Raw genomic sequence first — 24,144 nt, 5'->3', positions numbered from 1 at the left:
TGAATATGTGCGCTGACCTGTGGAGCTTTGCCCTCTCGACTTACGCCCGGCCGGGCGTCGAGGACGCGTGCCTGCGCCTGCAGGCGCAAGGGGCTGATGTGTGCCTGATGTTGTGCGGGTTGTGGCTGGAGCAGCGTGGCGTGGCGCCGGAAACGTCGCGTTTGCAGGCACTTCGGCAGGTCGCCGAGCCGTGGCAGGCGGAGGTGGTCGAGCCGCTGCGGCAAGTGCGCACGCAATGGCGGGCCATGGCGCAGCAGGATGCTGAGCTGGGAGCGTTACGGGAACGGGTCAAGGCTCTGGAGCTGGAAGCTGAGCGGCTGCTGTTATCGCGCCTGGAAGGCGTTGCGCAGGGTTGGCCGATGGCCGAGGCGGGCGTTCAAGCGTGGCTTGAAGGACTGGCGGCCGAAACCGCCAACCTTGACCACGACGCGCTGCATCAGCTGCGCGCCGCAGTCACCAGCACTTAGGAAGCGCTGGTTGGGGTGACGCTTGGCGCTGCCGGTGCAGGCGTGCTGCTGGCCGGAGCGGTTGGCGCTGCGGTGCTGGCAGCCGGTGCGGCCGGTGTCGCAGGCTTTGCAGCTGGGGTAGCTGGTTTGGCCGGTGCAGGCTTGGCGGCTGCTGGTTTTGCGGCTGGCTTTGCAGCAGCAGGTTTAGCGGCTGGCTTGGCAGCTGGCTTGGCGGCTGGTTTTGCAGCAGCGGTTTTAGCAGCTGGCTTCGCGGCTGGTTTCGCAGCAGCAGGTTTAACGGCTGGCTTGGCAGCTGGTTTCGCAGCAGCAGGTTTAGCGGCTGGCTTGGCGGCTGGTTTTGCAGCAGCAGGTTTAGCAGCTGGCTTGGCGGCTGGTTTTGCAGCAGCAGGTTTAGCAGCTGGCTTGGCGGCTGGTTTTGCAGCAGCAGGTTTAGCGGCTGGCTTGGCAGCTGGTTTCGCAGCAGCGGTTTTAGCAGCTGGCTTAGCGGCTGGTTTCGCAGCAGCAGTTTTAGCAGCTGGCTTGGCGGCTGGTTTTGCAGCAGCCGTTTTAGCAGCTGGCTTGGCGGCTGGTTTCGCAGCAGCCGTTTTAGCAGCTGGCTTGGCGGCTGGTTTTGCAGCAGCCGTTTTAGCAGCTGGCTTGGCGGCTGGTTTCGCAGCAGCAGTTTTAGCGGCTGGCTTGGCAGCCGATTTAGCCGGTGCTTTTGCCGCAGGTTTGGCCGCAGCTTTCGCAGGTGCCTTGGCGGCGACTGCTTTGCTGGCTGGCTTCTTCGCTGCGCTGGCTGCAACAGCTTTAGCCGGAGCACGGGTGCTCAGCACTTTGCCTACAGCTTCCTTCACACGACCAACACCCTGAGCCAGTTTCAGGCTCTCGGAAGCATCACGCTTGAGTTGGGAAATGTAGGTGCGGGTTTCAGATTGACGATCCTTGAGGGCGTCGAGCAAGTCCTCAAGTTCTTTGACGGCGTCCTTGGCTTTGGCTTGTGCCTTGGCTTTGCCAGCGGTCGCGGCGCCTTGCAGTTTGGTACGGGATTTGTGCAGTTTTTCCTGAGCTTTGCCGCGTTGTTTTTCAAGCTTGGCGAGCAACTTCTCAGCATCAGCCAAGGCTTGGGAACAAGCAGTTTCCAAATGTTCGAGCAGGCTGCCCGAAAGTTGTTGGAGCAAATGCAACGGGGTATTTACAGGCTTCTGTTTGGCCGACATGGTTTACCTCCTGGCTGACGTGGGTGCGGCTCATACTAGCCCTCTGCTCTTACCGCCGCTAGGGCATGTTGACAGTATCGATTGGCTTGCGTTGCACCGCACGAAAATTCTTATTGATATAACGAAAATCCACGCCACTTTTTAAGCATTCACACTGGCATAATCCATCGCACTTTCGGCTGGAGAACGCCCATGTCGCGTTACCTTTTTTTAGTGTTGGGCCTGGCGTTTTCAGTGGCCAATGCGAGTGAGAAATCCCCGTCCAAAGATGACCACGACCTGGCCTACAGCCTGGGCGCCAGCCTGGGTGAGCGCCTGCGCCAGGAGATGCCGGGCCTGCAACTCGAGGCACTGATCGACGGCCTCAAACAGGCTTACCAGGGCAAGCCGCTGGCGCTGGACGACACACGCATCGAACAGATACTTGCCCAGCACGAAGCGCAAAACGCACCGGACAATCGAGCACCACAAAGTGAAAAGGCTCTGGCTGCCGAGCAACAATTTTTAGCCAGTGAGAAATCCAAAAGTGGTGTGCGCGAATTGGCAGGCGGCATCCTGATGACCGAACTGACCTCTGGCAGCGGAAAAAAACCTGCGGCCGATGATCGCGTGCAAGTGAATTACGTTGGGCGTTTACCCGACGGGACTGTCTTCGACAAAAGCACGCAGCCTCAGTGGTTTCGCCTGGACAGTGTGATCAGCGGCTGGCGAAGCGCGTTGCAACAGATGCCGGTGGGTGCGAAATGGCGTCTGGTGATTCCGTCCGACCAAGCCTATGGGGCTGACGGTGCCGGCGAGTTGATCCCGCCTTACACACCGTTGGTATTTGAGATCGAATTACTCGGCGCGAGTGCCTGAACCCAAACGAAAAACGGTGCGCAATGCGCACCGTTTTTTTGTGTTGCGGCGAGTCAGGCTTTGGCCGCCAACTCTTCCTTGTGAGCATTGTGCAGCACTTCGATCAGACAATCTTCCAGCTCGAAACGCTCATGCAGCAAACCGCCCAACTCTTTGAATTTTTCTGCGACACATTTGCCGGCATCACACAGGTCGTTGAAGGCCAGCAGCTTCTCGGTGATGACATCGATGCGCGGGTAAATCGTTTCTGCCAGGTCCAAGCCACGTTGATCGTCGAAGGCTTCGGCCTCTTTGGTCAACTGCTCGTAGACACCGAAGTGCCCCGCCGAGACGTAATCCACCAATACACCGCAGAATTCCTGCAACGGCTTGCGGTTCTCGCTCAGCGCTTCGGGCTTGGCACCGAGAGCATCAAAGGACCGAACCAGTTCGTGACGCGCTTTCAACCAACCATCGATCAGTTTGTGCACCCCACCCCAGCGTTCCTGAGCATTCTGACAACTTTCCAACATGATGATCTCTCTTCCCTATAGGGGCGCCGCCCGCTGCCCGCGCAACACTTCAAGGTTAAAGCGGCAACCGGGCAGACGTGCATCGAACAGTCTGTTTCACTAACGCGTGCGGGCCAGATTATGCCCGCACGACTATGGCATCAAGGTACGCAGGAGAGAAAGTTCATACAAGTGTTTAATCCCTTCCTACAACCCGCGGGCACCTGTCAGTGCCGTGCAAGGCCAAAACGCTGACTCAACGCCAACCGCGAGAACTGCGCTACACCAAGGATCAGCATCGCCACGAAGAACAGCAGGCTCCACTCGGGAATACTTAAATCGAACAGCGTCCAGTTGATTTCCACGCAGTCAACGCTGCCCTTGAACATCAGGGCCAACGCTTCTCGTATGGACAGGTTTTCGATCATGGATTGAAGGCCGGGCCAACAGGTCGGCAGCTGATCCGGCGGCGTATTTTGCAGCAGCACCTGGCGTACGGCGGTGATGGCGCCCAGCACGGCACAGCCCATGCTCGCCGCCCAATACACGTAGATCCCGGAACGCTTGGGCCCATGAATCGCCGCCACCAGGTTGATCAGCGTGAAGGCCGCCACAAGAATTCGTTGCACCTGACACAGGAAACAAGGCCGCAACAGCGCGGCATATTCCAGGTAAAAGGACGCGCCCAGCGTCAGCGCACCAGCCAGGAACGCCAGGAGGAACAAGGAGCGTGAGGGGGCCAAAGACATTGTTTATCCGCAACGCAAGAGATAGGTAGTTACGGTAGAGGAAAGGCCTTACCCCTTTCAATACGCATCAGAGCAGACGATTCCGCGAGAGCGTAGGGATATCCCGTCAGAAGGTGAACGATTAAACGCACGCCTGCGTAGGAGTTTACTACAAGCCGTATTGCCTACAGCTATTGAGCGCTATTGAAGGGTTGCCCACGAGACAACTCTGAGGCAACCCTTACGCCATTTCCTACTTCAAACCCGTGCCGGCACAGGCAGAGGTGACGCCAGAAGACGCCTGTCCAACAAGCCCAGCCCTTCCTGAAACAACTGATTGCTGCGCTCGGTGTCGCCCAATTGCGCCAGCAGGCGTGCCAGTTCGGCGCAGGCTTCGGGATTGCGCTGCACCTGCAGGCTGCTTTCCAGGTAGTCCCGCGCCTTGCCCCACAGGCTGTTTTGCAGGCACAGGCGGCCGAGGGTCAGCAACAGGCTGGCATCGCCCGGATGGTCCTTGAGCCAGCCTTCGGCAAACTTCAACTGCTTCGCCGAATCGCTGCCTCGCAGCAAGCCGTAGAGCCTGATCAGATGGCTGTCGTACTCACGCTTGAGCGCACCACGCAGCACCTCTTCAGCCTTGGCATCCGCGCCCAATTGACGCAGTTGCTCGGCATAGGCCAGCACCAGTTGCGGCTCCTGGCGCTGGGCCGAAGTCAATTGCTGCCACGCCCGCTCAAGGGATTGCTGACCAGCCTCGCCTTGCTCTTCGCGTTGGGCAGCCAAGGTCAGGTTCTCGCCCCATGCACGACGCTCCAGGTCGGCCAGCTCGGCAGGCGGCAGCGCTTTGTCTTTGCGCAGTTCCGGCAACAGCCGAATGACCGAAGACCAATCACCGCGCTGTTGATAAAGCCGCTGTAATTGACGCAATACCTGGACGTTATGCGGATGCCGCTCATGCATGGCCTGCAAGGTGACCAGGGCACCCTCGGTGTCACCACGGTCCACCTGCAACTGCGCATGACTCAAGGCCACCGCGAGTTCTGCCTGGGGCTGGCGCTCAAGCGCCCGCTCCAGCAGGCCGTCCGCCTCCTCATAACGGCCCTGTTCGTTGGCCGCGCGGGCAGCACCGAGGTAGTAGAGCAATGGCTGGCGTTCCGCTTCGGCCGCACGGTGCAAGTGACGCTCGGCACTGGCCCACCGCCCTTCGGCGAGGTCCATCTGACCCTGTTCGATGGCGATCTGAACACGACGACTACGATTGCGCCGCGACCATGGGTTGACCACACCACCGGAAGTCAGCACCAGGCTCAACAGCACCCTGACCAGATAGATCACCAAGCCAATGGCAAACACCGCCACCAGCGTCGACCAAAGTCCGGACTCGTAATGCAGCACATGGGGATAAGTAATCAGCACGTAACCGGTGTGTTTCGAAATGCCCACAGCCAGTGCCAGGGCGATCGCAATCGCCAGCACCAGGATCACATAGAAACGCTTCATCGGCTTTACTCCTGGGTCGCCGGCTTGCCAGCAGAAACCTTGGCTTCTTCGGCAGACAGGTGGCGACGGTCAAGGTAAGCCTGCACGGCGGCCAGGCTTGCGGCCAGGTCCGGCGTTACCACCGAGACAGCCTTGGGCTCGAGCTCGGCAATACGGGCCAGCATGTTTTTGCTTTGCGGGTTGTCTTGATTGAAGTTGTCCTGCAGGACGCTGCGCGCCTCGCCCAAGGATCGGCTATACACAGCCGGCTCGCCGTTGAGCGCCGCCCATTGCGCCTGCTCCAGCGCCAGGCTCAGCGCCAGGCGCACCTGACTCAGACCTTGCCCTGCCAGCAGCGGACGAATGTTGTCATCCGGGTTGAAGTCGATGCGGAAATACCGCGAGATCTGCTCCCACCACTGGCTCCAGCGGCTCTCCGTATCGGCAGTCGGACGGCCCCCATTGGCGGCTTCCGGGAGCTGGTATTCCGGGGCGATGGCCGACAGTTGCACGACCTGATCGCGCAATGCCGCCAGTTGCAGGTACAACCCGGTACGGTCCGGCTGTTCGATATTGCGCAACGCGGCGAGGCTCTTGGCCAACTGCTCACGGGCGGCGTACGAGCCGGGATCACTTTGTTCGCGGAGGATTTCGTCAGCGCCTTGGACCAGCGCTTGGGCACTGTTGATGTCCTGCAAGGCGGAAAGACGCAGGCTGGCCAGGCGGATCAGGTGTTCGGCCTCGGCCAGGCGCCAGTCCTGGCGGCTGGCACCCAGCACGGTTTCCAGGCGTTGGCTCAATCGCTGCTGATCGCCCTGCAATTGCGCCACCAACCGACGGCGCTCTTCCAGTTCCTCAGCACCCGGCAGTTGCCCCAGGCGTGCCGACAGCTGCTGCTGGCTCTGCTTGAGGCTCTGGGATTGGTCGTCCAGGGTCTGCACTTGGCCCAGCTGTTGCTGGCTGCTCGCCTGCAGTGCACGGACCTGCCAGATCCCCCAACCACCGGCGGCAACACCGGCAGCGCCGAGCAACAAGGCCACGATAGCCAGGCCGTTACCACGGCGCGGGGCGGTGGTAACCGGTGTCTCAACAGGCGCATCAAGCGCGGGCGGAGCTTCATCTTTAGGCAAGGCTGTTTCGCTCACGTATCCATCCTTTGCGTATTAGAGAGTGGGAACGGAGAAACTCCGTAACGCCACTAACAAAGCCGCGGCACTGGCGCCACGACAATCCACAACTTCTTGCGCACCAGCGACACGGGCCATCTCGGCGACTCGTGGGCTGGGCACGAACAATGGCAGCTGTGCCACCAGGGGCCAATCCGGGCCGGCCAGGGCTTGCAGGTGTAAAAAACCCTGCCCACTGCTGACCACCACGCCGTTCAAGCGTTCCACGTTTATGCGTTGGATCAGGGTTGCACTGTCGTAATCCGGCAGGAAACGGCGATACAACTCCAGATAGTCGACACTAGCACCTTGCTCGCGCAAACGCTCAGCCAGCAACTCGCGCCCGCCCTCGCCCCGCAGGATCAGCACCCGGGCCCCAGGCCGGGCGATAGCCTCGCGCAAGGCGACCAGTTCAAGCAAGGCTTCACTGTCGTCGCCTTCCTTGGGATAGCTGACATCAAGGCCGTGGTCAGCCAGCACCTGCGCCGTAGCAGCACCGACGCTGAACCACGGCAATGCCGGTGGCTGTGGCCAGTGTTGAGCCAATAACTGCAAACCCAGGCGCGCCGCCGGCTTGCTCACCACGATCACCGCGCAATAACGGTCCAGCTCGCGAAAGATCGCGTGTTGCTCAGCCGTGACGCGCAGCGCTTCGATCTCCAGCAACGGCAGGCTGCTGCTGAAAATACCTTCTTCAGATAACGTCGCGGCCAACGCTGCCGACTCCTCGGCAGGCCGCGTCAGCAGCACACGCCATTGCGTCACTGCGGCCCGGCCTCGCCGTACACCGCTTGCAGAATGGCACCGGCGCCTTTCTCCAGCAGTTCCTCGGCGACTTTGATCCCCAGGCTGGTCGCTTCGCTTTGTGGCCCGCGGATCTCTGCGGTGAGCAGCAACCCACCACTCGGATCGCCCACCAGCCCACGCAGCCAGAGGTTCTCACCTTCAAGCACCGCGTAGCAGGCGATCGGCACTTGGCAGCCACCGTTGAGGTGCTTGTTCAAGGCGCGTTCGGCGGTGACGCGAATCTCGGTGTCCTGGTGATCCAGTGGCTTGAGCAGCGCGTGAATTTCGCTGTCGACGGTGCGGCATTCGATCCCCACGGCGCCCTGCCCGCCAGCCGGCAAACTGTCTTCGACGCTGATGGCCGAAGTGATGCGGTCTTCAAAACCCAGGCGAATCAAGCCGGCTGCCGCGAGGATGATCGCGTCATATTCACCGGCGTCGAGCTTGGCCAGGCGGGTATTGACGTTGCCCCGCAAAAAGCGGATTTGCAGGTCCGGGCGGCGGGTCAGCAACTGTGCCTGGCGACGCAGGCTGGAGGTGCCGACGACACTGCCCAGCGGCAGTTCATCAAGAGAGGCGTAGGTATTGGAAACGAAAGCATCGCGCGGGTCTTCGCGCTCGCAGATGCAAAAAAGGCCCAGGCCTTCGGGGAAGTCCATGGGCACATCTTTCATAGAATGCACGGCGATGTCGGCTTCGTTCTCCAACAGAGCGGTTTCCAGTTCCTTGACGAACAGGCCCTTGCCGCCGATTTTCGACAATGGCGAATCAAGCAGCTTGTCGCCGCGACTGACCATGGGCACCAGGGACACCTTCAGGCCAGGATGAGCCTGCTCAAGACGTGCTTTGACGTACTCGGCCTGCCATAAGGCCAAGGCACTTTTACGGGTGGCGATGCGGATTTCGCGAGAGGACATGGATCAATCCGTACTGAATAGATACGGCAGATAATAACAGCTCAGGCAAATGCGCTTTGATTTGAATCAGCAAGTGCGGGGCCTCCCTGGCCGCGTCGCACCGGGATATGGGCGGTGAAGCTCGCGTCAGCCCTTGGGCTAAAGCTGCTGCATCATCTTGCGCACGCCGGCGACGTGGCGCCGGCTGACGATCAAGGCGTCGCCATTGAGGCCTTTCAGGAACAGCTGAAAGTGCCCAAGCGGCGTGCGCTGCAGACGTTCGATACGCTCGCGTGCCACCAGCGCATTGCGGTGGATGCGCACAAAGCGGTCGCCAAATTCGTCTTCCAGGGCCTTGAGCGGCTCATCGAGCAGCACTTCACCGGCCTCGTGACGCAAGGTCACGTACTTGTGATCGGCGATGAAATAGACCACCTGATCCAGGGGAATCAGTTCGATGCCCTTGCGGGTGCGGGCACTGATATGGCTGCGCGGCCCGTTGCCGCCCTGGGCCGCGGGCTGGGTCAAGGCAGCGAGCTGGACGCGATTGGGACGCTCGGCCTTTTTCAAGGCCCGAAGCAACGCATCGGCATTGATCGGCTTGACCAGGAAGCTGGCGCCACTGGCATCCAGAGCCTCGGAGGAGAACTCATCCTGGGAGGCGCACAGCACCACCGAAGGCGGCGATTCTCGCTCGCTCAGGCGGGCAGCTACCTGCAAGCCATCAAGGCCCGGCATGCGGATGTCGAGTAACACGACGTCCGGCTTGAGGCTGTCAATAAGGGCCAAGGCTTCTTCGCCACTGGTGGCGCTCGGCTCAAGGACACTGTAACCCTCGAGTTCACTGACCAAACGGCTCAGTCGCTCGCGGGCTTGGGGTTCGTCATCAACGATCAGGACATTCATATTGCGCTGGATTCCTGCGTGAGTCTCGCACAAGGATAGCGTAGACAGGTGCGGTGACTTCCGTCACGGCGATCCACGCTAAGACTAGCGCGAGCGGCAAAAAGTGCCCCGAGAGTGGCACCAATATTTACCCGGACCTGTTCAATCGCGCCCAAAGCCTGCTGCCTTTGGGCATCGTCGTAGGGTTTGCTGATACACAATACGAACACCCCCTCTCTAATGGTTAGCCTGGAGTTCGACCTCATCGCCCGGCATTGGTGCAATGCACCGTCTGTCAGCGCGACGCTCTATCAGTGCACTGTAGACGCTCGTGAAGACGATATTGCTCAATCGTCAAATATCGTTTCAATAAACACGCTTTGTTTACCCAAGACCGCAAGTTTTAAACCCCCGTTCGGTCCTGGCTCCAGTCTCGTCCTGCGCGAGTCCGGCGGCAAGGCACTTAGCCATCTTGGAAACAAATAAAAATGCCGCGCCCCCGCATCCTCGCCTCCGGGGGCAACCCTGTTATTATCGGCGCCACACTTTCATGCCCTCTTTCCAGCAGATCACGAGCGAATCCATGAGCACCGACAAGACCAACCAGTCCTGGGGCGGCCGCTTCAGTGAACCCGTCGACGCCTTCGTCGCGCGCTTCACCGCCTCCGTCACCTTCGACCAGCGCCTCTACCGCCACGACATCATGGGCTCGATCGCCCACGCCACGATGCTGGCCAAGGTCGGCGTACTGACCGACGCCGAGCGCGACAGCATCATCGACGGCCTGACCACCATCCGTGGTGAGATTGAAGCTGGCACCTTCGACTGGCGCGTCGACCTGGAAGACGTGCACATGAACATCGAAGCCCGCCTCACCGACCGCATCGGCGTGACCGGCAAGAAACTGCACACCGGGCGCAGCCGTAACGACCAAGTGGCCACCGATATCCGTCTGTGGCTGCGGGACGAGATCGACCTGATCCTGGCCGAAATCACCCGCCTGCAAAAAGGCCTGCTGGAGCAGGCAGAGCGTGAGTCCGGTACCATCATGCCCGGCTTCACCCACCTGCAAACCGCCCAGCCTGTGACCTTCGGCCACCACCTGCTGGCCTGGTTCGAAATGCTCAGCCGCGACTACGAGCGCCTGGTGGACTGCCGCAAGCGTGCCAACCGCATGCCTCTGGGCAGCGCCGCATTGGCCGGCACCACCTACCCGATCGACCGCGAATACACCGCGCAGTTGCTGGGTTTCGACGCCGTGGGCGGCAACTCCCTGGACGGCGTGTCGGACCGTGACTTCGCCATCGAATTCTGCGCCGCGGCCAGCATCGCGATGATGCACTTGTCGCGTTTCTCCGAAGAGCTGGTGCTGTGGACCAGTGCGCAATTCCAGTTCATCGACCTGCCGGACCGCTTCTGCACCGGCAGCTCGATCATGCCGCAAAAGAAAAACCCCGACGTGCCTGAGCTGGTACGCGGCAAAAGCGGCCGCGTATTCGGCGCGCTGATGGGCCTGTTGACCCTGATGAAAGGCCAGCCACTGGCTTACAACAAGGACAACCAGGAAGACAAGGAACCGCTGTTCGACGCCGCCGATACCCTGCGCGACTCGCTGCGGGCCTTTGCCGACATGATCCCGGCGATCAAGCCCAAGCACGCCATCATGCGTGAAGCGGCCCTGCGTGGTTTCTCCACCGCCACCGACCTGGCCGACTACCTGGTACGCCGTGGGCTGCCGTTCCGTGACTGCCACGAAATCGTCGGGCATGCCGTGAAATACGGTGTGGACACCGGCAAGGACCTGGCGGAAATGAGCCTGGAAGAGCTGCGTAAGTTCAGCGACCAGATCGAGCAGGACGTGTTTGCGGTACTGACCCTGGAAGGCTCGGTGAATGCTCGTAACCATATCGGCGGGACTGCGCCGGCGCAGGTGAAGGCTGCCGTGGTTCGCGGCCAGGAACTGCTCGCCAGCCGCTAACCCAAAGGTAAGTACCCCGGCAAATAGGGGCGAACACTGAACCTGTGGCGAGGGAGCTTGCTCCCGTTGGACTGCGCAGCAGTCCCATTTTTGGGGCCGCTTCGCTGCCCAACGGGAGCAAGCTCCCTCGCCACAAAAGCAGTCTTTATTTCTTGGCGGCAATCATCGCCATAAACGCCGGCATCGCCGCTTCCTTGTCCGCCGCTACCCGCCGGGCATTCGGCAACGCCTGCAAGCGCTCCAGCAACGCCCTGGCCTTCGGCAACTCAGCCAACAGGTCCAGCCCAAACAGCTTCCCAGCCACGGCACACGCCAGGTCCACGCTGTACACAAAGTACAAATCCGCAATCGTGAAACTGTCCCCCGCCACATACGGCGCGAACTTCCCGTGCCGCCCCAACGATGCGATCCCCAGCAATAACTCCGCCCTGGACTTCTCCTTGATCGCCTCCGGCACCGGCATCCCGAAAAACGCCTCGGCAAAAGATGCCCGGGCCGGCAGCTCGATGTACAGCTCGATTTCCCTGCACAACGCCAGCACCTGGGCCCGCTGAAACGGATCGCTGGGCAGCAGCGATCGACCGCCCTGGGTCTGTTCGATGTATTCGAGGATCACGCTGGTTTCGTTGATAAAGCCTTGTTCGACACCCAACACCGGCACCTTGCCCCGCGGGCTCACGGCCAATGCTTCAGGGGTCTGGCCTGCGTAGAACGGCACCTCTTCGAAGGGCAGCCCTTTCTCCAGCAGCGCCAGTTTGACCATGTTGTAGTAGTTGCTGACCGAAAATCCATAAAGCTTGAGCATCACAAAGCCTCCAGGCCGTGTACGGGGTTGGCAGCAGTGGTTATAGAACGGGATGCCACGCCTGACCAGCAGCATCAGCCGAGTGAATGGGGGTAGACTGGCGCCCTTTCCTTCAGGAGCCTGCCATGAGCGAGCCAACCGATATCGACAACGACGAAGAAGAGTTCGCCGAGACCACCTTGATTGAAGCGATCGAAAACCAGCTCGAAAGCGACAACCCGCCCGCCGCCAAGGCCACGTTCAACAAGCTGACCCTGGTGGGCTACGAGCGCGAAGACATCCTGCAAATGATGGCCCACGTACTCGCCATCGAAATCGACGCCTTGCTCGAAGAAGACCGCGCCTTCAATACCGAATGGTATGAAACTGCCTTGCGCGCCCTGCCAGAGCTACCGCCCGAGAAGCAATAAGCCCGACACCGCGCTGGCCAGCAAGCGCTTGCTGGCCACAATCCTGCCCCACATCAACACTGCATGAGTTCCGACTGGACAGCTCGCCAAAGTGCGTTCACCTTATGGCTGCTAACGTCTAAAAATTCCTAGAAAGTCTGGAGTCCTTATGTCGTATACCCCTGAGTTGGTTGCCGAACTGGAAATCCTTGCACTCTTCAACCTGGGCAGCTCCCAGGAAGGTCTGAAAGTTCATCAGACTGCCGCTCCTACTGCCATTGCCGCTGCCCGGCGCCTGTTTGATAAAGACCTGATCGACCAGCCAGATGGTGGCTACCTCACCAGCCTTGGCCGGGATGCTGCCGAACACGCACAAAGCCTGCTGATTATCCTGACGACCAGCAAAGAAGCCGCCTGACACCTCGTATCGCCCACGGGATCCTCTTTTCACGGATTCCGCGGGCATTTCTGCGCCCGGGATAAAATTCTGGCGCCAAAAACAAAATCCCGCTAAACCTCCTACGCTACTGGCTGTAAACTCCTACACGGCCGCCCATGTCGGGCCCTGCGAGCCACCGAGTTCGACATGACCCGCACCCACGAAATCCGCCCCGACCTGGACGAAGGCATCGACCGCAAGGTGCTGACCCAGTTGCGCGCGCGGTTTCTGGCCCTGAACGAGGGCCGCATGGCCCGGGCCGTCGAAGGGCTGACGCCACGCCAGCAAAGCGTACTGACGCTGCTGCCGCTGTTCTTTCACGTCAACCATCCGCTGCTGCCGGGCTATGTGTCGGGCAGCACGCCGGCCGGCCTGTCGAATTTTGAACCCGACGCACAAGCCTTGGCCGAGGCTCAGCGCCTGACCCGCACGTTTTCCTACAAGCCCCGACACGGCAACCCACCGCGGCCGATTCATGGCCTGTTTCTGATGGGCAGCCTCGGCACGCTGGCCCAGGCCGATCAAAGTGATATGGACGTGTGGGTCTGCCACGCTGCCGATCTCAGTGAGAACGAGCTGGCCGAGCTACGCAAAAAATGCCAGTTGCTGGAAACCTGGGCCTTGAGCATGGGCGCCGAGGCGCATTTTTTCCTGATCGAGCCCACGCGGTTTATCCAGGGCGAGCGTGACACCCAGCTCAGCTCCGAAGACTGCGGCACCAGCCAGCATTACCTGCTGCTGGACGAGTTCTACCGCACCGCCATCTGGCTGGCCGGGCGCACGCCGATCTGGTGGCTGGTGCCGGTGTATGAAGAAACCCGCTATGCAGAATTCACCCACGCGCTGATCTCCAAGCGCTTTATCCGCGCCGATGAAACCCTCGACCTGGGCCATCTGGCTCACATCCCACCGGGTGAATTTATCGGCGCCGGCCTGTGGCAGTTGTTCAAGGGCATCGAATCGCCCTACAAGTCGGTACTCAAACTCCTGCTGACCGAGGTCTACGCCAGCGAACACCCGAAGGTGCAGTGCCTGAGCTTGCGCTTCAAACGCGCGGTGTTTGCCAACCAGATGGACCTCGACGAGTTGGACCCGTACATCGTGGTCTACCGCCGCATCGAGGAATACCTCAAGGCCCGCAACGAGCCGGAGCGCCTGGAACTGGTGCGGCGCGCCCTGTACCTGAAGGTCAACCGCAAACTCACGGCCGGCCAACGCACCGACCGCTGGCAACGCTTGCTACTGGAGCGCCTGGCCCGTGAATGGGGTTGGGACCAGCGCCAACTGGCCCTGCTGGACAGCCGCAGCCAATGGAAAGTCCGCCAGGTGGCTTCCGAGCGCCGGGCGCTGGTGAACGAGCTTAACTACAGCTATCGCTTCCTGACCCAGTTTGCCCGCACCGAACAGACCGTCAGCCTGATCAACAAGCGCGACCTCAATGTGCTCGGCCGGCGCCTGTACGCCGCTTTTGAGCGCAAGGCCGGCAAGGTCGAGTTCATCAACCCCGGCATTGCGCCCGATCTTGCCGAAGACACCCTGACCCTGGTGCAGTCGCCCAACCGCAAAGAGCCGGGCCAGCATCATTGGGGCCTGTACAACGGCAGCCTGACCGCCCTGGAATGGGAGCACTTCGCGCCGATCAAGCGCAGCCGCGACCTGCTGGAAATGCTCACCTGGTGCCACCGCAACGGCGTGATCGACAGCAGCACCCGCCTGGCTTTGCACCCCGGCAGCAGCGACATGACCGAATTCGAGCTGTTCAACCTGCTGGGCGGCCTGCAACAGACCGTCGTCCTGCCCTTGGCCAGCGTCGATGAAGAACGCCTGTTGCGCTCGGCGGTGCCCGAGGAAGTGCTGCTGTTGATCAACGTCGGCGTCGACCCACTCAAGCACCACCGCGACCTGAATATTTTGATGACCACCGAGCGCACCGACTCCCTGAGTTATGCGGGTGTGCGGGAAAACCTGGTGCTGACCCTGGACCAGGTCATCCTCAACAGCTGGAACGAGGTGATGGTCAGCCGCTACGACGGCCCCCACGCGCTGCTCGACTGCCTGCGCGACTACCTCAATCAACTGCCGGCCAATCATTTGCCGAGATTGCGCGTGCGCTGCTTCTGCCACAACCGCGCGCAATTCATTGCCCAGCGCGTGGAAGAGATCTTCGACACCGCGCAAAACCTGCTGCTCAGCCAGGAAAACCATCGCTACCTGGTGCAGGTACAACAGCACTACCACGTGATGGAGTTGACGCCCGGCCAAGCGAACCATGTGTCACTGGCGACCCAGGACGCGTTGATCGCCTACCTCAGCGAAGAGCTGGCCAGCTACAGCCCGCTGCACCTGGACAGCATGGCCCTCGAAGACCACGACCTGGCGCTGTTGCTGCCGATGGGCCTGCCCGACTGCGTGCAGGTGTTCTACCGGATCAACGAAGGGGTTGCCGAGCTGTACGTGCTGGATGAATTCAACGCGCTCTGGCAGCAGCGCCTGCCGTTTCACGACGAGCAAAGCCTGTTGGTGCCGCTGCAACGCTTCCTGCAGTCGATCATTTATCGCCGTGACGCGCTGCTGCCGCTGGACCCGCAACAGCCCCTCGGCGCGGTGCAAATTCTGTATTACCAGCTGTTGCCGTCTGGCACCGGCCGGGCACGCAGGGCCGAACCGCGCCCTGCGCCGCAAACCCCGGCCAATAAACCGTTCTACGACGTGCAGGCGATTATCGGCAAGGCAGCGCCGGGCCAGGTGGGGATCACCTTGTACTGCAATCAACGGGAGTTTTCCGAGCTGGAATTTGGCGACCAACTGTTTGCGGTGGTCGCCCAGCAAATCGTCGGGCAACGCCGAGAAGCTGAGCGCTACCGCTGCTACATCACCGATCTGGACCTGTCCGGCCTGCTCGGTGATGTTCAAAGCCCGAGCAATCTGTACCTGCGCTACAAGGCTGATCTGGAACTGGCGCTCAATGAGGCGCTGAACCAGGTTTAGAGAGGAAAGGCGCCACCGTCTTTCGGCTGGCCTTCGACGCCGAGCAATTCAAGCTTCAGAGTCTTGCCACCCGGTGCTGGCCAGTCGATGTGCTGGCCGACTTGCAGGCCCAGCAATGCACTGCCCACTGGAGCCAGGATCGAGATTTTGCCTTCGTCGGCGTTCGCGTCCTTGGGGTAGACCAGGGTCAGGTGATAGTCCTTGCCACTGCCTTGTTCACGGCAATGCACGCTGGAGTTCATGGTCACGACCGTTGCAGGCACTTCATCGTGGCCAACCACTTCTTCGGCGCGGTCGAGTTCGTGTTGCAGGGCTTCAACGCCCGGCGACGCCTCGCCGACACGGTCGATCAGTTGCTCAAGACGCTGCACGTCAAGACGGGTGAGGATGATGGAAGGTGCGGTCATGATTCAGGCAGACTCCTTTTTTCTGCACAAAAAAGCAAAACCCCGCCAGGAAAAGGCGGGGTTCTCACGGACCTCGATGAGTTGAGGTGTATCCGGACACTACCACAGCACAATAAATAAACAAGACGGCCTCAGGCGCAGGCCTTGCGCTGCTCGGCCTGGGCGACGATCACGCGGCGCCGCGCATCATCGGCGGAGCGCCATTCGCGGATGTCTTCTACATGGCGGAAGCAGCCGAGGCAGACTTTGTGCTCATCCAGCCGACATAAACTGATACAAGGTGACGGCACCGCCGGGCTGACATTGCTGAACAGCGGCTTGGGCGGGCGTACGGGTGCGGGCTGCGTCACGATCAGATCTCGTCGAAGTCCAGCTCGGCGCCGGTATATTCATGGACCAGGCGCGTGAGCATCTCGCCCAACAACTCTTCGCTCTTGTCGCACTGCCATTTGCCGCTTTCTTCGTCGTAGTCGAAGTGAACGCCACCGGAACGCGCAGCCAGCCACAGCTGACGCAGCGGTTCCTGGCGACTGAAGATCAGTTGCTGGCCGCTCTCGAACTTGACGGTCAGCACACCGGCCGAGTTCTCCAGGTCCACATCCAGACCGCTGTCGTCGAAAATATCCTCCAGCGCTTGCTGGGTCGAATCCACCAGGTCGTGAAAACGGGCTTCGGTCAAACTCATTGTGGGAACCTCGAAAAGTGTCTGGTCTCGCTCAAGCGCCGCACAATACGGACGCGCCATCATGATTGCAAAGGATACCGATTTCATTACCCGCAGCCGCGTGAATTATCCCTGATTAGCGTAAGCGCAATCGCGACAAACTCGGCAAAGCCCCGCCGGACGGGTATTTCGGCACATAGGCAATCCGGCGGGTGGTCGGTATACTCGGGCGCAATTAATGCATATTCAAGGATTTCGCCATGAAGCGCCTGATCTCTTCCCTTGCTGCGCTCGTCGCGGTCGCTTGCCTCGTTAGTGCCTGTGGTCAAAAAGGCCCGCTGTATCTGCCCGATGACAGCAAAGACCCGAATGAACAGGCGCAATCGTCGCAAACCAAAGCGCACAAGCACGACACCTACTAAGGGAACATCATGGACGCTTTTAACTACCGGGACGGCGAGCTGTTCGCGGAAGGTGTCGCGCTGTCCGCCATTGCCGAGCGCTTTGGTACCCCGACGTACGTGTACTCCCGTGCCCACATCGAAGCGCAATACCGCTCCTTTGCCGACGCGCTGGAAGGCACGCCAAGCCTGGTGTGCTACGCGGTAAAAGCCAACTCCAACCTGGGCGTACTGAATGTCCTCGCGCGCCTGGGCGCCGGTTTCGACATCGTGTCCCGTGGTGAGCTTGAGCGTGTGCTGGCGGCGGGTGGCAAGGCTGACAAGATCGTGTTCTCCGGCGTCGGCAAGAGCCGCGAAGACATGCGCCGCGCCCTGGAAGTAGGCGTGCACTGCTTCAACGTTGAATCCACCGACGAGCTGGAGCGCCTGCAAGTGGTGGCCGCCGAGATGGGCGTACGCGCGCCGATCTCCCTGCGGGTCAACCCGGACGTAGATGCCGGCACTCATCCGTACATTTCCACCGGTCTCAAAGAGAACAAGTTCGGCATCGCCATTGCCGACGCCGAGGACGTGTACATCCGCGCCGCCCAACTGCCGAACCTGGAAGTATTGGGCGTCGACTGCCATATCGGCTCGCAACTGACCAGCCTGCCACCGTTCCTCGACGCCCTCGACCGCCTGCTGGCGTTGATCGACCGTCTCGGCGAATGCGGCATCTACCTGCACCACATCGACCTCGGTGGCGGCGTGGGCGTGCGTTATCGCGATGAAGAGCCGCCGCTGGTTTGCGACTACATCAAGGCCGTGCGCGAGCGCACCGAAGGCCGCGACCTGACGCTGATGTTCGAGCCGGGCCGCTACGTTGTCGCCAATGCCGGCGTGCTGCTGACCCAGGTCGAGTACCTCAAGCACACCGAACACAAGGATTTCGCCATCGTTGACGCGGCGATGAACGACCTGATCCGCCCGGCGCTGTACCAGGCCTGGATGGATGTGACGGCCGTCAAGCCACGCGCGGGCGAAGGCCGCACCTACGACGTGGTCGGTCCGATCTGCGAGACCGGCGACTTCCTGGCCAAGGAGCGTCAGCTGGCCCTCGAAGAAGGCGACCTGCTGGCGGTGCATTCGGCCGGTGCCTACGGGTTTGTCATGAGCTCCAACTACAACACCCGCGGACGTACCGCCGAGGTGCTGGTGGACGGTGATCAAGCGTTTGAAGTGCGTCGCCGCGAGACGGTAGCCGAGTTGTTTGCTGGCGAAAGCCTGCTGCCGGAGTAAGGCCATGTTGCTGCGTTTTACCAAGATGCACGGGCTGGGCAATGACTTCATGGTTCTCGACCTGGTCAGCCAGCACGCGCACATCCTGCCCAAGCACGCCAAGTTGTGGGGCGACCGGCACACCGGTGTCGGCTTCGACCAATTGTTGCTGGTGGAAGCACCGAGCAACCCGGAAGTGGATTTCCGTTACCGGATCTTCAACTCCGACGGCTCAGAAGTGGAACAGTGCGGCAACGGTGCCCGCTGTTTCGCCCGTTTTGTGCTGGACAAGCGCCTGACCGCCAAGCGGCAGATTCGCGTCGAGACCAAAAGCGGCATTATCGAGCTGGATATTCGCAGCGACGGCCAGATCGGCGTCAATATGGGCGCCCCACGGCTGGTGCCGGCGGACATTCCGTTCCAGGCCACCGAGCAAGCGCTGAGCTACGCCGTGGACGTGGACGGCAAGACCGTCAACCTGGCCGCCGTGTCCATGGGCAACCCCCATGCCGTGCTGCGGGTCGATGACATCAACAGCGCACCGGTTCACGAACTGGGGCCGAAGATCGAAAACCACCCGCGCTTTCCGGCGCGGGTTAACGTGGGTTTCCTGCAGGTCATCGACCGCTCCCGTGCGCTCTTGCGCGTCTGGGAACGCGGTGCCGGCGAAACCCAGGCTTGCGGTACCGGCGCCTGCGCCGCTGCCGTAGCCGCGATCAGCCAAGGGTGGATGGATTCGCCGCTGCTGATCGACCTGCCCGGCGGACGTCTGTCCATCGAATGGGCAGGCCCCGGCCAACCGGTGAAAATGACCGGCCCGGCCACCCGCGTCTACGAAGGACAGGTCCGTCTATGAGTGAGCAAATCTAATGACTGATAAGCCTCAAGTACCCGCGCAAGCATCCCCAAGCGAAAGTCTGGAGGCCGCAGCCGTTGCGGCGTATCTGGAGGCTAATCCGGACTTCTTCGTCGAACACGAAGAGCTGCTGCCAGCCCTGCGTATTCCCCACCAGCGCGGCGATACCGTGTCGCTGGTGGAGCGGCAGATGAAGATCCTGCGCGAGCGCAATATCGAGATGCGTCATCGGCTCTCGCAGCTGATGGACGTGGCCCGCGACAACGACCGCCTTTTCGACAAGACCCGCCGCCTGGTCCTGACCCTGATGGACGCCGCCAGCCTGGAAGAAGCGGTGATTGCCGTCGAAGACAGCCTGCGCCAGGACTTCCAGGTGCCTTTTGTCAGCCTGATCCTGTTCAGCGACAACCCGATGCCGGTAGGGCGTTGGGTCAGCGGCAGCGATGCCCAGACTGCCATTGGCGGCTTGCTGTCCGAAGGCAAGACCATCAGCGGCACCCTGCGTGAGCATGAGCTGGACTTCCTGTTTGGTGCCGAGCAGCGCCAGCAGATCGGCTCCACGGCGGTGGTTGCCCTGAGTCATCAAGGGCTGCATGGAGTGCTGGCCATCGCCAGCCGCGATCCGCAGCACTACAAAAGCTCGGTGGGCACGCTGTTCCTGAGCTACATCGCCGAAGTGCTGGGCCGCGTCCTGCCGCGCTTCACCACCGCCTTGCGCGCGGTGCGCTAGCCATGGAACGACAACTGGACGCCTACTGCGCTCACCTGCGCAGCGAGCGCCAGGTGTCACCGCATACCCTGGAAGCCTACCGGCGGGACTTGAACAAGGTCCTGGCGTTCTGCGAGAAACAACACATCAGCAGCTGGAAGGCCCTGGATATCCAGGGTCTGCGCAGCCTGATCGCCCGCCTGCACCAGCAAGGCCAATCCTCCCGCAGCCTGGCGCGCCTGCTGTCGGCGGTGCGCGGCCTCTATCACTACCTGAACCGCGAAGGCCTGTGCGACCACGACCCGGCCAACGGCCTGGCGCCGCCCAAGGGTGAACGTCGCCTACCCAAGACCCTCGACACCGATCGTGCCCTTCAGTTGCTCGATGGCGCGGTGGAAGATGACTTCCTGGCCCATCGCGACCAGGCGATCCTCGAACTGTTCTACTCCTCAGGCCTGCGCCTGTCGGAGCTGACCGGGCTTAACCTCGATCAACTGGACCTGGCAGATGGCCTGGTGCAAGTGCTCGGCAAAGGCAGCAAGACCCGCGTGTTGCCGGTGGGCAAAAAGGCCCGCGAAGCCTTGCTGCTGTGGCTGCCCCTGCGTGCGCTGGCCAACCCGGCGGATGACGCGGTGTTTATCAGCCAGCAAGGCCGGCGCCTCGGGCCCCGGGCCATTCAGGTACGGGTCAAGGCCGCCGGCGAGCGCGAGCTGGGGCAAAACCTGCACCCGCACATGCTCCGGCACTCCTTTGCCAGCCACTTGCTGGAGTCGTCACAGGACCTGCGCGCGGTGCAGGAACTGCTTGGGCACTCCGACATCAAGACCACCCAGATCTACACCCACCTGGACTTCCAGCACCTGGCAACGGTGTACGACAGCGCCCATCCTCGGGCCAAACGCATTAAGGGCAGTGACTCATGAGCATCAAGCTGATCACCTTCGACCTGGACGATACGCTCTGGGATAACGTGCCGGTCATCGTCAGCGCCGAGGCGTCAATGCGCGAGTGGTTGGCGACCCATGCCACCAAGGTGGGCGACTTGCCCCTGGAGAAGTTTGCCAGCCTGCGCCAACAGGTGCTGGAGCGGCATCCTGAGCTGAAATACCGCATCAGCGTGCTGCGTCACAAGGTGCTGCAATATGCTTTCGAGGAGGCTGGATATCCGCTGCCGGAAGCGGCGCAGATGGCGGATGTGTGCTTTGAAGCGTTCATCCACGCCCGGCACCAGCTCACGGTATTCCCCGAGGCCGAGCCGATGCTCCACGCGCTACGCCAGCACTACCTGCTGGGGGTGATTACCAACGGCAATGCCGACGTGCAGCGTGTGGGGCTGGCGGATTACTTTCACTTTGCCCTGAGGGCTGAAGACATTGGTATCGCCAAACCGGATGCGCGGTTGTTTCAGGAAGCCTTGCAGCGCGGTGGCGTAGAGCCGGGCGCGGCGGTGCATGTGGGTGATCATCCGGGGGATGACATTGCCGGTGCGCAGCAGGCGGGGCTGCGGGCGGTGTGGTTCAACCCGGCGGGCAAGGCCTGGGAAGCAGAAAAACGCCCGGATGCCGAGATTCGCAGCCTGACCGAGTTGCCAGCACTCCTCGCCCGCTGGAACGCGTAACCTGATGATGAAGGGCTTTTGTGGCGAGGGAGCTTGCTCCCGCTGGGCTGCGAAGCGGCCCCTGAACCAGCCACGACGGCCTTTCTGAAAGAACGCGTCGACCCAACCAGGGGCCGCTTCGCGCCCCAACGGGAGCAAGCTCCCTCGCCACACACGCTCTTCATCCTTAGATGTGTGTTGGCCCTAACCATTTTGTAGCGCCCATGAAAAAGCCCGCAGCGACGGCGGGCTTTTTCAGCAAGCGAACAGCTGACCTTAGATAGGCCGGCTGCCGTACTTGTTATCAGGCTTCTTCGGCGGATCTGCCACCACGTTAGCCTCGACTTCCTGCACTTTGCCGCCTTTAGCGAGGAATTCTTCCATCGCACGGGCCAGCGCATCGCGCTCTTTGTTCTTGGCTTCTACGCTCGGCAGTTCGTCGACCGACACCGCAGCCTTGGCCTTGCCCTTGGCTGCCGGGGCCGGTGCATCGTCGCCACCGTCGTCGTCAGCCACGTCTTCGGCAGCCGCCTCAAGACCTTCTTCGGTTTCGTCGTCGCCTACTTCGAGGTCGTCGTTTTCCAGATCATCGTCGCTCATGTTCTACCTCATGACTTGCGAAAAGCAGATTAGTTATAGCCCAGCTTCGCCACCTGTCGACGGCCGCCGGGAAAAAATCAACATCCACCGGATAACCAGTGGCTTATGCCCCATCACCGTGCAAGGTGGCGAGGACTTTACGAGCACCGCCATGATCACGGTGCTCGCCCAGATAAACACCTTGCCAGGTCCCCATCGCCAAGCGGCCGGCCCTTACCGGCAAACTCAGCTGGCAGCCCAGGAGACTGGCCTTGAAGTGCGCCGGCAGATCATCCGGACCTTCGTCGTTGTGTTCATATCCCGCCATGCCTTGCGGCACCAGCGCATTGAAAAAACGCTCGAAGTCACGGCGAACCGCCGGGTCGGCATTCTCGTTGACCGTCAACGAGGCCGAGGTGTGCTGCAGCCACAAATGCAACAGGCCCACCCGACAGGCCTTCAATTCGGGCAGGCCGGCGAGCAACTCGTCCGTCACCAGATGAAAGCCCCGGGGCTTGGCCCGCAGGGTAATCAGGGTCTGTTGCCACATACAGTTCTCCGCCTATCGGCGCGCATTCTAGCGCGCTCAGGAAAAAAACAAAGTGCCGAATACGCCTACATGCCTGTAAGACATTCGCACACCGAAAAGTGCGGTGTGGATCCCATCACAAAGTCGCCAAAAAACCCATACACCTTTAGCCACAGACAAACCCCAGGCAAAAAAATGCCCGGCAAGCCGGGCATCTTTTTTTCGCGTACTTACAAGTTGTAGCCGCGCTCGTTGTGTTGCGCCAGGTCGAGGCCAACCGCCTCTTCTTCTTCGGTCACCCGCAGGCCCATCACCATGTCCAGCACCTTGAGGATGATGAAGGTCACGATAGCGGTGTAGATGACGGTGAAGCCGACACCTTTGGCCTGAATCCAGACCTGCGCCGCCACGTCAGTCACAGTGCCGAAGCCGCCCAGTGCAGGGGCTGCGAACACACCCGTGAGGATCGCACCCACGATACCGCCGATACCATGAACGCCGAACGCGTCCAGGGAGTCGTCGTAGCCCAGCTTGCGCTTGAGGCTGGTGGCGCAGAAGAAGCAGATCACACCGGCAACCAGGCCGATCACCAGGGCGCCCATCGGGCCCACGGTGCCAGCGGCTGGAGTGATTGCCACCAGGCCAGCGACCACACCCGAGGCGATGCCCAGAGCGCTTGGCTTACCGTGAGTGACCCACTCGGCGAACATCCAGCCCAGCGCAGCAGCCGCGGTAGCGATCTGGGTCACCAGCATCGCCATACCGGCAGTGCCGTTGGCCGCAGCAGCGGAGCCAGCGTTGAAGCCGAACCAGCCAACCCACAGCATGGCCGCGCCCACCAGGGTGTAACCGAGGTTGTGAGGTGCCATTGGGGTAGTCGGGAAGCCTTTACGCTTGCCGAGCACGATGCACGCCACCAGGCCAGCCACACCGGCGTTGATATGCACCACGGTGCCGCCTGCGAAGTCCAGCACGCCCCAGTCGCCCAGCAACGAACCCGGACCGCCCCACACCATGTGGGCAATCGGTGCGTAGACCAGGGTGAACCAGACGCCCATGAAGATCAGCATCGCGGAGAACTTCATGCGCTCGGCGAACGCACCGACGATCAGCGCCGGGGTGATGATCGCGAACGTCATCTGGAAGGTCACAAACACGGCTTCAGGGAACAACGCCGCCGGGCCGGTGATGCTGGCCGGGGTCACACCCGAGAGGAACAGTTTGGACAAGCCACCCACAAACGAGTTGAAGTTGACGACGCCTGCTTCCATCCCGGTGGTGTCGAACGCCATGCTGTAGCCGTAGACGAACCACAGGATGGTGATCAAGCCGGTGATGGCGAAGCACTGCATCATCACGGAAAGAATGTTTTTGGAGCGAACCATGCCGCCGTAGAACAGCGCCAGGCCTGGAATGGTCATGAACAGCACCAACGCAGTGGATGTGAGCATCCAAGCGGTGTCGCCGGAATTGAGGACTGGAGCAGCCACTTCGTCTGCCGCCATGGCCAGGCTTGGCATTACGATGGACAACAGGGCTCCGAGCCCTGCGAATTTACGCAGAGTCATATTGTTTTCTCCTGGGGCGTTGG

Annotated in this window: 27 protein-coding genes; 12 read left to right on the top strand and 15 right to left on the bottom strand. The window is 61.2% G+C overall.

What is annotated here, in order from left to right:
• Positions 1–5: 5 nt before the first annotated feature.
• The gene (locus HBJ59_RS15265; RefSeq protein WP_167664023.1) at positions 6–467 is read left to right on the top strand and encodes a TIGR02444 family protein; all 462 of its coding nucleotides are present in this window, start codon (positions 6–8) and stop codon (positions 465–467) included.
• Here the strand turns inward: HBJ59_RS15265 and HBJ59_RS15260 are convergent.
• Complete coding sequence (locus HBJ59_RS15260; protein WP_167664022.1) at positions 464–1,666, bottom strand: AlgP family protein; 1,203 nt, start codon at positions 1,664–1,666, stop codon at positions 464–466. The genes HBJ59_RS15265 and HBJ59_RS15260 overlap by 4 nt on opposite strands.
• 192 nt (positions 1,667–1,858) lie before the next feature.
• Between HBJ59_RS15260 and HBJ59_RS15255 the strand changes: the two genes are divergently transcribed.
• The gene (locus HBJ59_RS15255) at positions 1,859–2,524 is read left to right on the top strand and encodes an FKBP-type peptidyl-prolyl cis-trans isomerase (RefSeq protein ID WP_167664021.1); all 666 of its coding nucleotides are present in this window, start codon (positions 1,859–1,861) and stop codon (positions 2,522–2,524) included.
• Positions 2,525–2,577: 53 nt separating this feature from the next.
• On the opposite strand, the gene HBJ59_RS15250 is transcribed toward HBJ59_RS15255, so the two are convergent.
• The 7 genes from HBJ59_RS15250 to HBJ59_RS15220 form a co-directional block, all read right to left on the bottom strand.
• Positions 2,578–3,036 (bottom strand): Rsd/AlgQ family anti-sigma factor, encoded by a 459-nt coding sequence (locus HBJ59_RS15250; RefSeq protein WP_076013113.1) that lies wholly within the window; start codon positions 3,034–3,036, stop codon positions 2,578–2,580.
• A gap of 206 nt (positions 3,037–3,242) precedes the next feature.
• Entirely contained in the window at positions 3,243–3,764 is a 522-nt protein-coding gene (locus tag HBJ59_RS15245) for a disulfide bond formation protein B (RefSeq protein ID WP_167664020.1), read from the bottom strand.
• 237 nt (positions 3,765–4,001) lie between these two features.
• The gene (locus HBJ59_RS15240; RefSeq protein WP_167664019.1) at positions 4,002–5,243 is read right to left on the bottom strand and encodes a heme biosynthesis protein HemY; all 1,242 of its coding nucleotides are present in this window, start codon (positions 5,241–5,243) and stop codon (positions 4,002–4,004) included.
• A 5-nt stretch (positions 5,244–5,248) separates the two neighbouring features.
• Positions 5,249–6,367: a uroporphyrinogen-III C-methyltransferase gene (locus HBJ59_RS15235; RefSeq protein ID WP_167664018.1), complete on the bottom strand. Its 1,119-nt coding sequence runs from the start codon at positions 6,365–6,367 to the stop codon at positions 5,249–5,251.
• Positions 6,368–6,385: 18 nt separating this feature from the next.
• Positions 6,386–7,153, bottom strand: coding sequence for a uroporphyrinogen-III synthase (locus HBJ59_RS15230; protein WP_167664017.1), 768 nt, complete (start codon positions 7,151–7,153; stop codon positions 6,386–6,388).
• Positions 7,150–8,091, bottom strand: a complete 942-nt coding sequence (hemC, locus tag HBJ59_RS15225) for a hydroxymethylbilane synthase (RefSeq protein WP_003208822.1) — start codon at positions 8,089–8,091, stop codon at positions 7,150–7,152. Before hemC ends, HBJ59_RS15230 begins: the two co-directional genes overlap by 4 nt.
• 138 nt (positions 8,092–8,229) lie before the next feature.
• Positions 8,230–8,976 carry a LytTR family DNA-binding domain-containing protein gene (locus HBJ59_RS15220; RefSeq protein WP_017476662.1) on the bottom strand — a complete coding sequence of 249 codons (747 nt, stop codon included), beginning with the start codon at positions 8,974–8,976 and terminating at the stop codon, positions 8,230–8,232.
• Between the two features lie 562 nt (positions 8,977–9,538).
• Between HBJ59_RS15220 and argH the strand changes: the two genes are divergently transcribed.
• A complete protein-coding gene (argH, locus tag HBJ59_RS15215; protein ID WP_076013117.1) occupies positions 9,539–10,933 on the top strand; it encodes an argininosuccinate lyase in 1,395 nt (464 codons plus the stop codon).
• Positions 10,934–11,078: 145 nt separating this feature from the next.
• On the opposite strand, the gene HBJ59_RS15210 is transcribed toward argH, so the two are convergent.
• Positions 11,079–11,738 carry a glutathione S-transferase family protein gene (locus tag HBJ59_RS15210; RefSeq protein ID WP_167664016.1) on the bottom strand — a complete coding sequence of 220 codons (660 nt, stop codon included), beginning with the start codon at positions 11,736–11,738 and terminating at the stop codon, positions 11,079–11,081.
• A gap of 125 nt (positions 11,739–11,863) precedes the next feature.
• Here HBJ59_RS15210 and HBJ59_RS15205 point away from each other — a divergent pair, with 125 nt between their 5' ends.
• The 3 genes from HBJ59_RS15205 to HBJ59_RS15195 all read left to right on the top strand — a co-directional run bounded on the left by HBJ59_RS15205 (position 11,864) and on the right by HBJ59_RS15195 (position 15,554).
• The gene (locus HBJ59_RS15205) at positions 11,864–12,148 is read left to right on the top strand and encodes a hypothetical protein (protein WP_076013119.1); all 285 of its coding nucleotides are present in this window, start codon (positions 11,864–11,866) and stop codon (positions 12,146–12,148) included.
• Positions 12,149–12,296: 148 nt separating this feature from the next.
• Complete coding sequence (locus HBJ59_RS15200) at positions 12,297–12,545, top strand: TIGR02647 family protein (RefSeq protein ID WP_076013120.1); 249 nt, start codon at positions 12,297–12,299, stop codon at positions 12,543–12,545.
• Between the two features lie 168 nt (positions 12,546–12,713).
• A complete protein-coding gene (locus HBJ59_RS15195; protein WP_167664015.1) occupies positions 12,714–15,554 on the top strand; it encodes a class I adenylate cyclase in 2,841 nt (946 codons plus the stop codon).
• Here the strand turns inward: HBJ59_RS15195 and rnk are convergent.
• The 3 genes from rnk to cyaY all read right to left on the bottom strand — a co-directional run bounded on the left by rnk (position 15,551) and on the right by cyaY (position 16,646).
• On the bottom strand, positions 15,551–15,961 hold the full coding sequence (rnk, locus tag HBJ59_RS15190) for a nucleoside diphosphate kinase regulator (RefSeq protein WP_017476667.1): 411 nt from the start codon (positions 15,959–15,961) through the stop codon (positions 15,551–15,553). The two genes, HBJ59_RS15195 and rnk, sit on opposite strands and share 4 nt — an antisense overlap.
• A gap of 131 nt (positions 15,962–16,092) precedes the next feature.
• Complete coding sequence (locus HBJ59_RS15185) at positions 16,093–16,311, bottom strand: DUF1289 domain-containing protein (protein WP_010168015.1); 219 nt, start codon at positions 16,309–16,311, stop codon at positions 16,093–16,095.
• A gap of 2 nt (positions 16,312–16,313) precedes the next feature.
• Positions 16,314–16,646 carry an iron donor protein CyaY gene (gene cyaY, locus HBJ59_RS15180; protein ID WP_076013122.1) on the bottom strand — a complete coding sequence of 111 codons (333 nt, stop codon included), beginning with the start codon at positions 16,644–16,646 and terminating at the stop codon, positions 16,314–16,316.
• Between the two features lie 239 nt (positions 16,647–16,885).
• On the opposite strand from cyaY, the gene HBJ59_RS15175 reads away from it, so the two are divergent.
• From HBJ59_RS15175 to HBJ59_RS15150, 6 genes are read left to right on the top strand one after another with little or no spacing between them, the layout of a single operon-like run.
• Positions 16,886–17,047 (top strand): lipoprotein, encoded by a 162-nt coding sequence (locus HBJ59_RS15175; protein WP_003208801.1) that lies wholly within the window; start codon positions 16,886–16,888, stop codon positions 17,045–17,047.
• A gap of 9 nt (positions 17,048–17,056) precedes the next feature.
• Positions 17,057–18,304, top strand: coding sequence for a diaminopimelate decarboxylase (gene lysA, locus HBJ59_RS15170; protein WP_076013123.1), 1,248 nt, complete (start codon positions 17,057–17,059; stop codon positions 18,302–18,304).
• A 4-nt stretch (positions 18,305–18,308) separates the two neighbouring features.
• Positions 18,309–19,139, top strand: a complete 831-nt coding sequence (gene dapF, locus HBJ59_RS15165) for a diaminopimelate epimerase (protein ID WP_003208798.1) — start codon at positions 18,309–18,311, stop codon at positions 19,137–19,139.
• Positions 19,140–19,152: 13 nt separating this feature from the next.
• Positions 19,153–19,869, top strand: coding sequence for a DUF484 family protein (locus tag HBJ59_RS15160; protein WP_167664014.1), 717 nt, complete (start codon positions 19,153–19,155; stop codon positions 19,867–19,869).
• Positions 19,870–19,871: 2 nt separating this feature from the next.
• Positions 19,872–20,771, top strand: a complete 900-nt coding sequence (xerC, locus tag HBJ59_RS15155; RefSeq protein ID WP_076013125.1) for a tyrosine recombinase XerC — start codon at positions 19,872–19,874, stop codon at positions 20,769–20,771.
• On the top strand, positions 20,768–21,466 hold the full coding sequence (locus tag HBJ59_RS15150; protein ID WP_076013126.1) for an HAD family hydrolase: 699 nt from the start codon (positions 20,768–20,770) through the stop codon (positions 21,464–21,466). Before xerC ends, HBJ59_RS15150 begins: the two co-directional genes overlap by 4 nt.
• A 255-nt stretch (positions 21,467–21,721) precedes the next feature.
• On the opposite strand, the gene sutA is transcribed toward HBJ59_RS15150, so the two are convergent.
• The 3 genes from sutA to HBJ59_RS15135 all read right to left on the bottom strand — a co-directional run bounded on the left by sutA (position 21,722) and on the right by HBJ59_RS15135 (position 24,121).
• The gene (gene sutA / locus HBJ59_RS15145) at positions 21,722–22,045 is read right to left on the bottom strand and encodes a transcriptional regulator SutA (protein WP_076013127.1); all 324 of its coding nucleotides are present in this window, start codon (positions 22,043–22,045) and stop codon (positions 21,722–21,724) included.
• A gap of 103 nt (positions 22,046–22,148) precedes the next feature.
• Positions 22,149–22,574: a secondary thiamine-phosphate synthase enzyme YjbQ gene (locus tag HBJ59_RS15140; RefSeq protein WP_017476675.1), complete on the bottom strand. Its 426-nt coding sequence runs from the start codon at positions 22,572–22,574 to the stop codon at positions 22,149–22,151.
• A 209-nt stretch (positions 22,575–22,783) separates the two neighbouring features.
• The gene (locus HBJ59_RS15135) at positions 22,784–24,121 is read right to left on the bottom strand and encodes an ammonium transporter (protein WP_076013128.1); all 1,338 of its coding nucleotides are present in this window, start codon (positions 24,119–24,121) and stop codon (positions 22,784–22,786) included.
• Between the last annotated feature and the right edge of the window lie 23 nt (positions 24,122–24,144).

It is taken from the genome of Pseudomonas sp. AN3A02, assembly GCF_011765255.1.
GTDB lineage: Bacteria > Pseudomonadota > Gammaproteobacteria > Pseudomonadales > Pseudomonadaceae > Aquipseudomonas.
Note: the sequence above shows the minus strand (reverse complement) of the source record. Positions and strands in the feature narration are given on the sequence as shown.

Coding starts and splice junctions, on each gene's coding strand:
- xerC (WP_076013125.1), top strand. CDS start 19,872: ATGGAACGACAACTGGACGCCTACTGCGCTCACCTGCGCAGCGAGCGC.
- HBJ59_RS15150 (WP_076013126.1), top strand. CDS start 20,768: ATGAGCATCAAGCTGATCACCTTCGACCTGGACGATACGCTCTGGGAT.
- HBJ59_RS15140 (WP_017476675.1), bottom strand. CDS start 22,574: ATGTGGCAACAGACCCTGATTACCCTGCGGGCCAAGCCCCGGGGCTTT.
- HBJ59_RS15245 (WP_167664020.1), bottom strand. CDS start 3,764: ATGTCTTTGGCCCCCTCACGCTCCTTGTTCCTCCTGGCGTTCCTGGCT.
- HBJ59_RS15260 (WP_167664022.1), bottom strand. CDS start 1,666: ATGTCGGCCAAACAGAAGCCTGTAAATACCCCGTTGCATTTGCTCCAA.
- HBJ59_RS15210 (WP_167664016.1), bottom strand. CDS start 11,738: ATGCTCAAGCTTTATGGATTTTCGGTCAGCAACTACTACAACATGGTC.
- HBJ59_RS15255 (WP_167664021.1), top strand. CDS start 1,859: ATGTCGCGTTACCTTTTTTTAGTGTTGGGCCTGGCGTTTTCAGTGGCC.
- dapF (WP_003208798.1), top strand. CDS start 18,309: ATGTTGCTGCGTTTTACCAAGATGCACGGGCTGGGCAATGACTTCATG.
- HBJ59_RS15175 (WP_003208801.1), top strand. CDS start 16,886: ATGAAGCGCCTGATCTCTTCCCTTGCTGCGCTCGTCGCGGTCGCTTGC.
- argH (WP_076013117.1), top strand. CDS start 9,539: ATGAGCACCGACAAGACCAACCAGTCCTGGGGCGGCCGCTTCAGTGAA.
- HBJ59_RS15205 (WP_076013119.1), top strand. CDS start 11,864: ATGAGCGAGCCAACCGATATCGACAACGACGAAGAAGAGTTCGCCGAG.
- rnk (WP_017476667.1), bottom strand. CDS start 15,961: ATGACCGCACCTTCCATCATCCTCACCCGTCTTGACGTGCAGCGTCTT.
- HBJ59_RS15265 (WP_167664023.1), top strand. CDS start 6: ATGTGCGCTGACCTGTGGAGCTTTGCCCTCTCGACTTACGCCCGGCCG.
- HBJ59_RS15160 (WP_167664014.1), top strand. CDS start 19,153: ATGACTGATAAGCCTCAAGTACCCGCGCAAGCATCCCCAAGCGAAAGT.
- HBJ59_RS15220 (WP_017476662.1), bottom strand. CDS start 8,976: ATGAATGTCCTGATCGTTGATGACGAACCCCAAGCCCGCGAGCGACTG.
- sutA (WP_076013127.1), bottom strand. CDS start 22,045: ATGAGCGACGATGATCTGGAAAACGACGACCTCGAAGTAGGCGACGAC.
- HBJ59_RS15200 (WP_076013120.1), top strand. CDS start 12,297: ATGTCGTATACCCCTGAGTTGGTTGCCGAACTGGAAATCCTTGCACTC.
- hemC (WP_003208822.1), bottom strand. CDS start 8,091: ATGTCCTCTCGCGAAATCCGCATCGCCACCCGTAAAAGTGCCTTGGCC.
- HBJ59_RS15240 (WP_167664019.1), bottom strand. CDS start 5,243: ATGAAGCGTTTCTATGTGATCCTGGTGCTGGCGATTGCGATCGCCCTG.
- HBJ59_RS15250 (WP_076013113.1), bottom strand. CDS start 3,036: ATGTTGGAAAGTTGTCAGAATGCTCAGGAACGCTGGGGTGGGGTGCAC.
- HBJ59_RS15195 (WP_167664015.1), top strand. CDS start 12,714: ATGACCCGCACCCACGAAATCCGCCCCGACCTGGACGAAGGCATCGAC.
- HBJ59_RS15135 (WP_076013128.1), bottom strand. CDS start 24,121: ATGACTCTGCGTAAATTCGCAGGGCTCGGAGCCCTGTTGTCCATCGTA.
- lysA (WP_076013123.1), top strand. CDS start 17,057: ATGGACGCTTTTAACTACCGGGACGGCGAGCTGTTCGCGGAAGGTGTC.
- cyaY (WP_076013122.1), bottom strand. CDS start 16,646: ATGAGTTTGACCGAAGCCCGTTTTCACGACCTGGTGGATTCGACCCAG.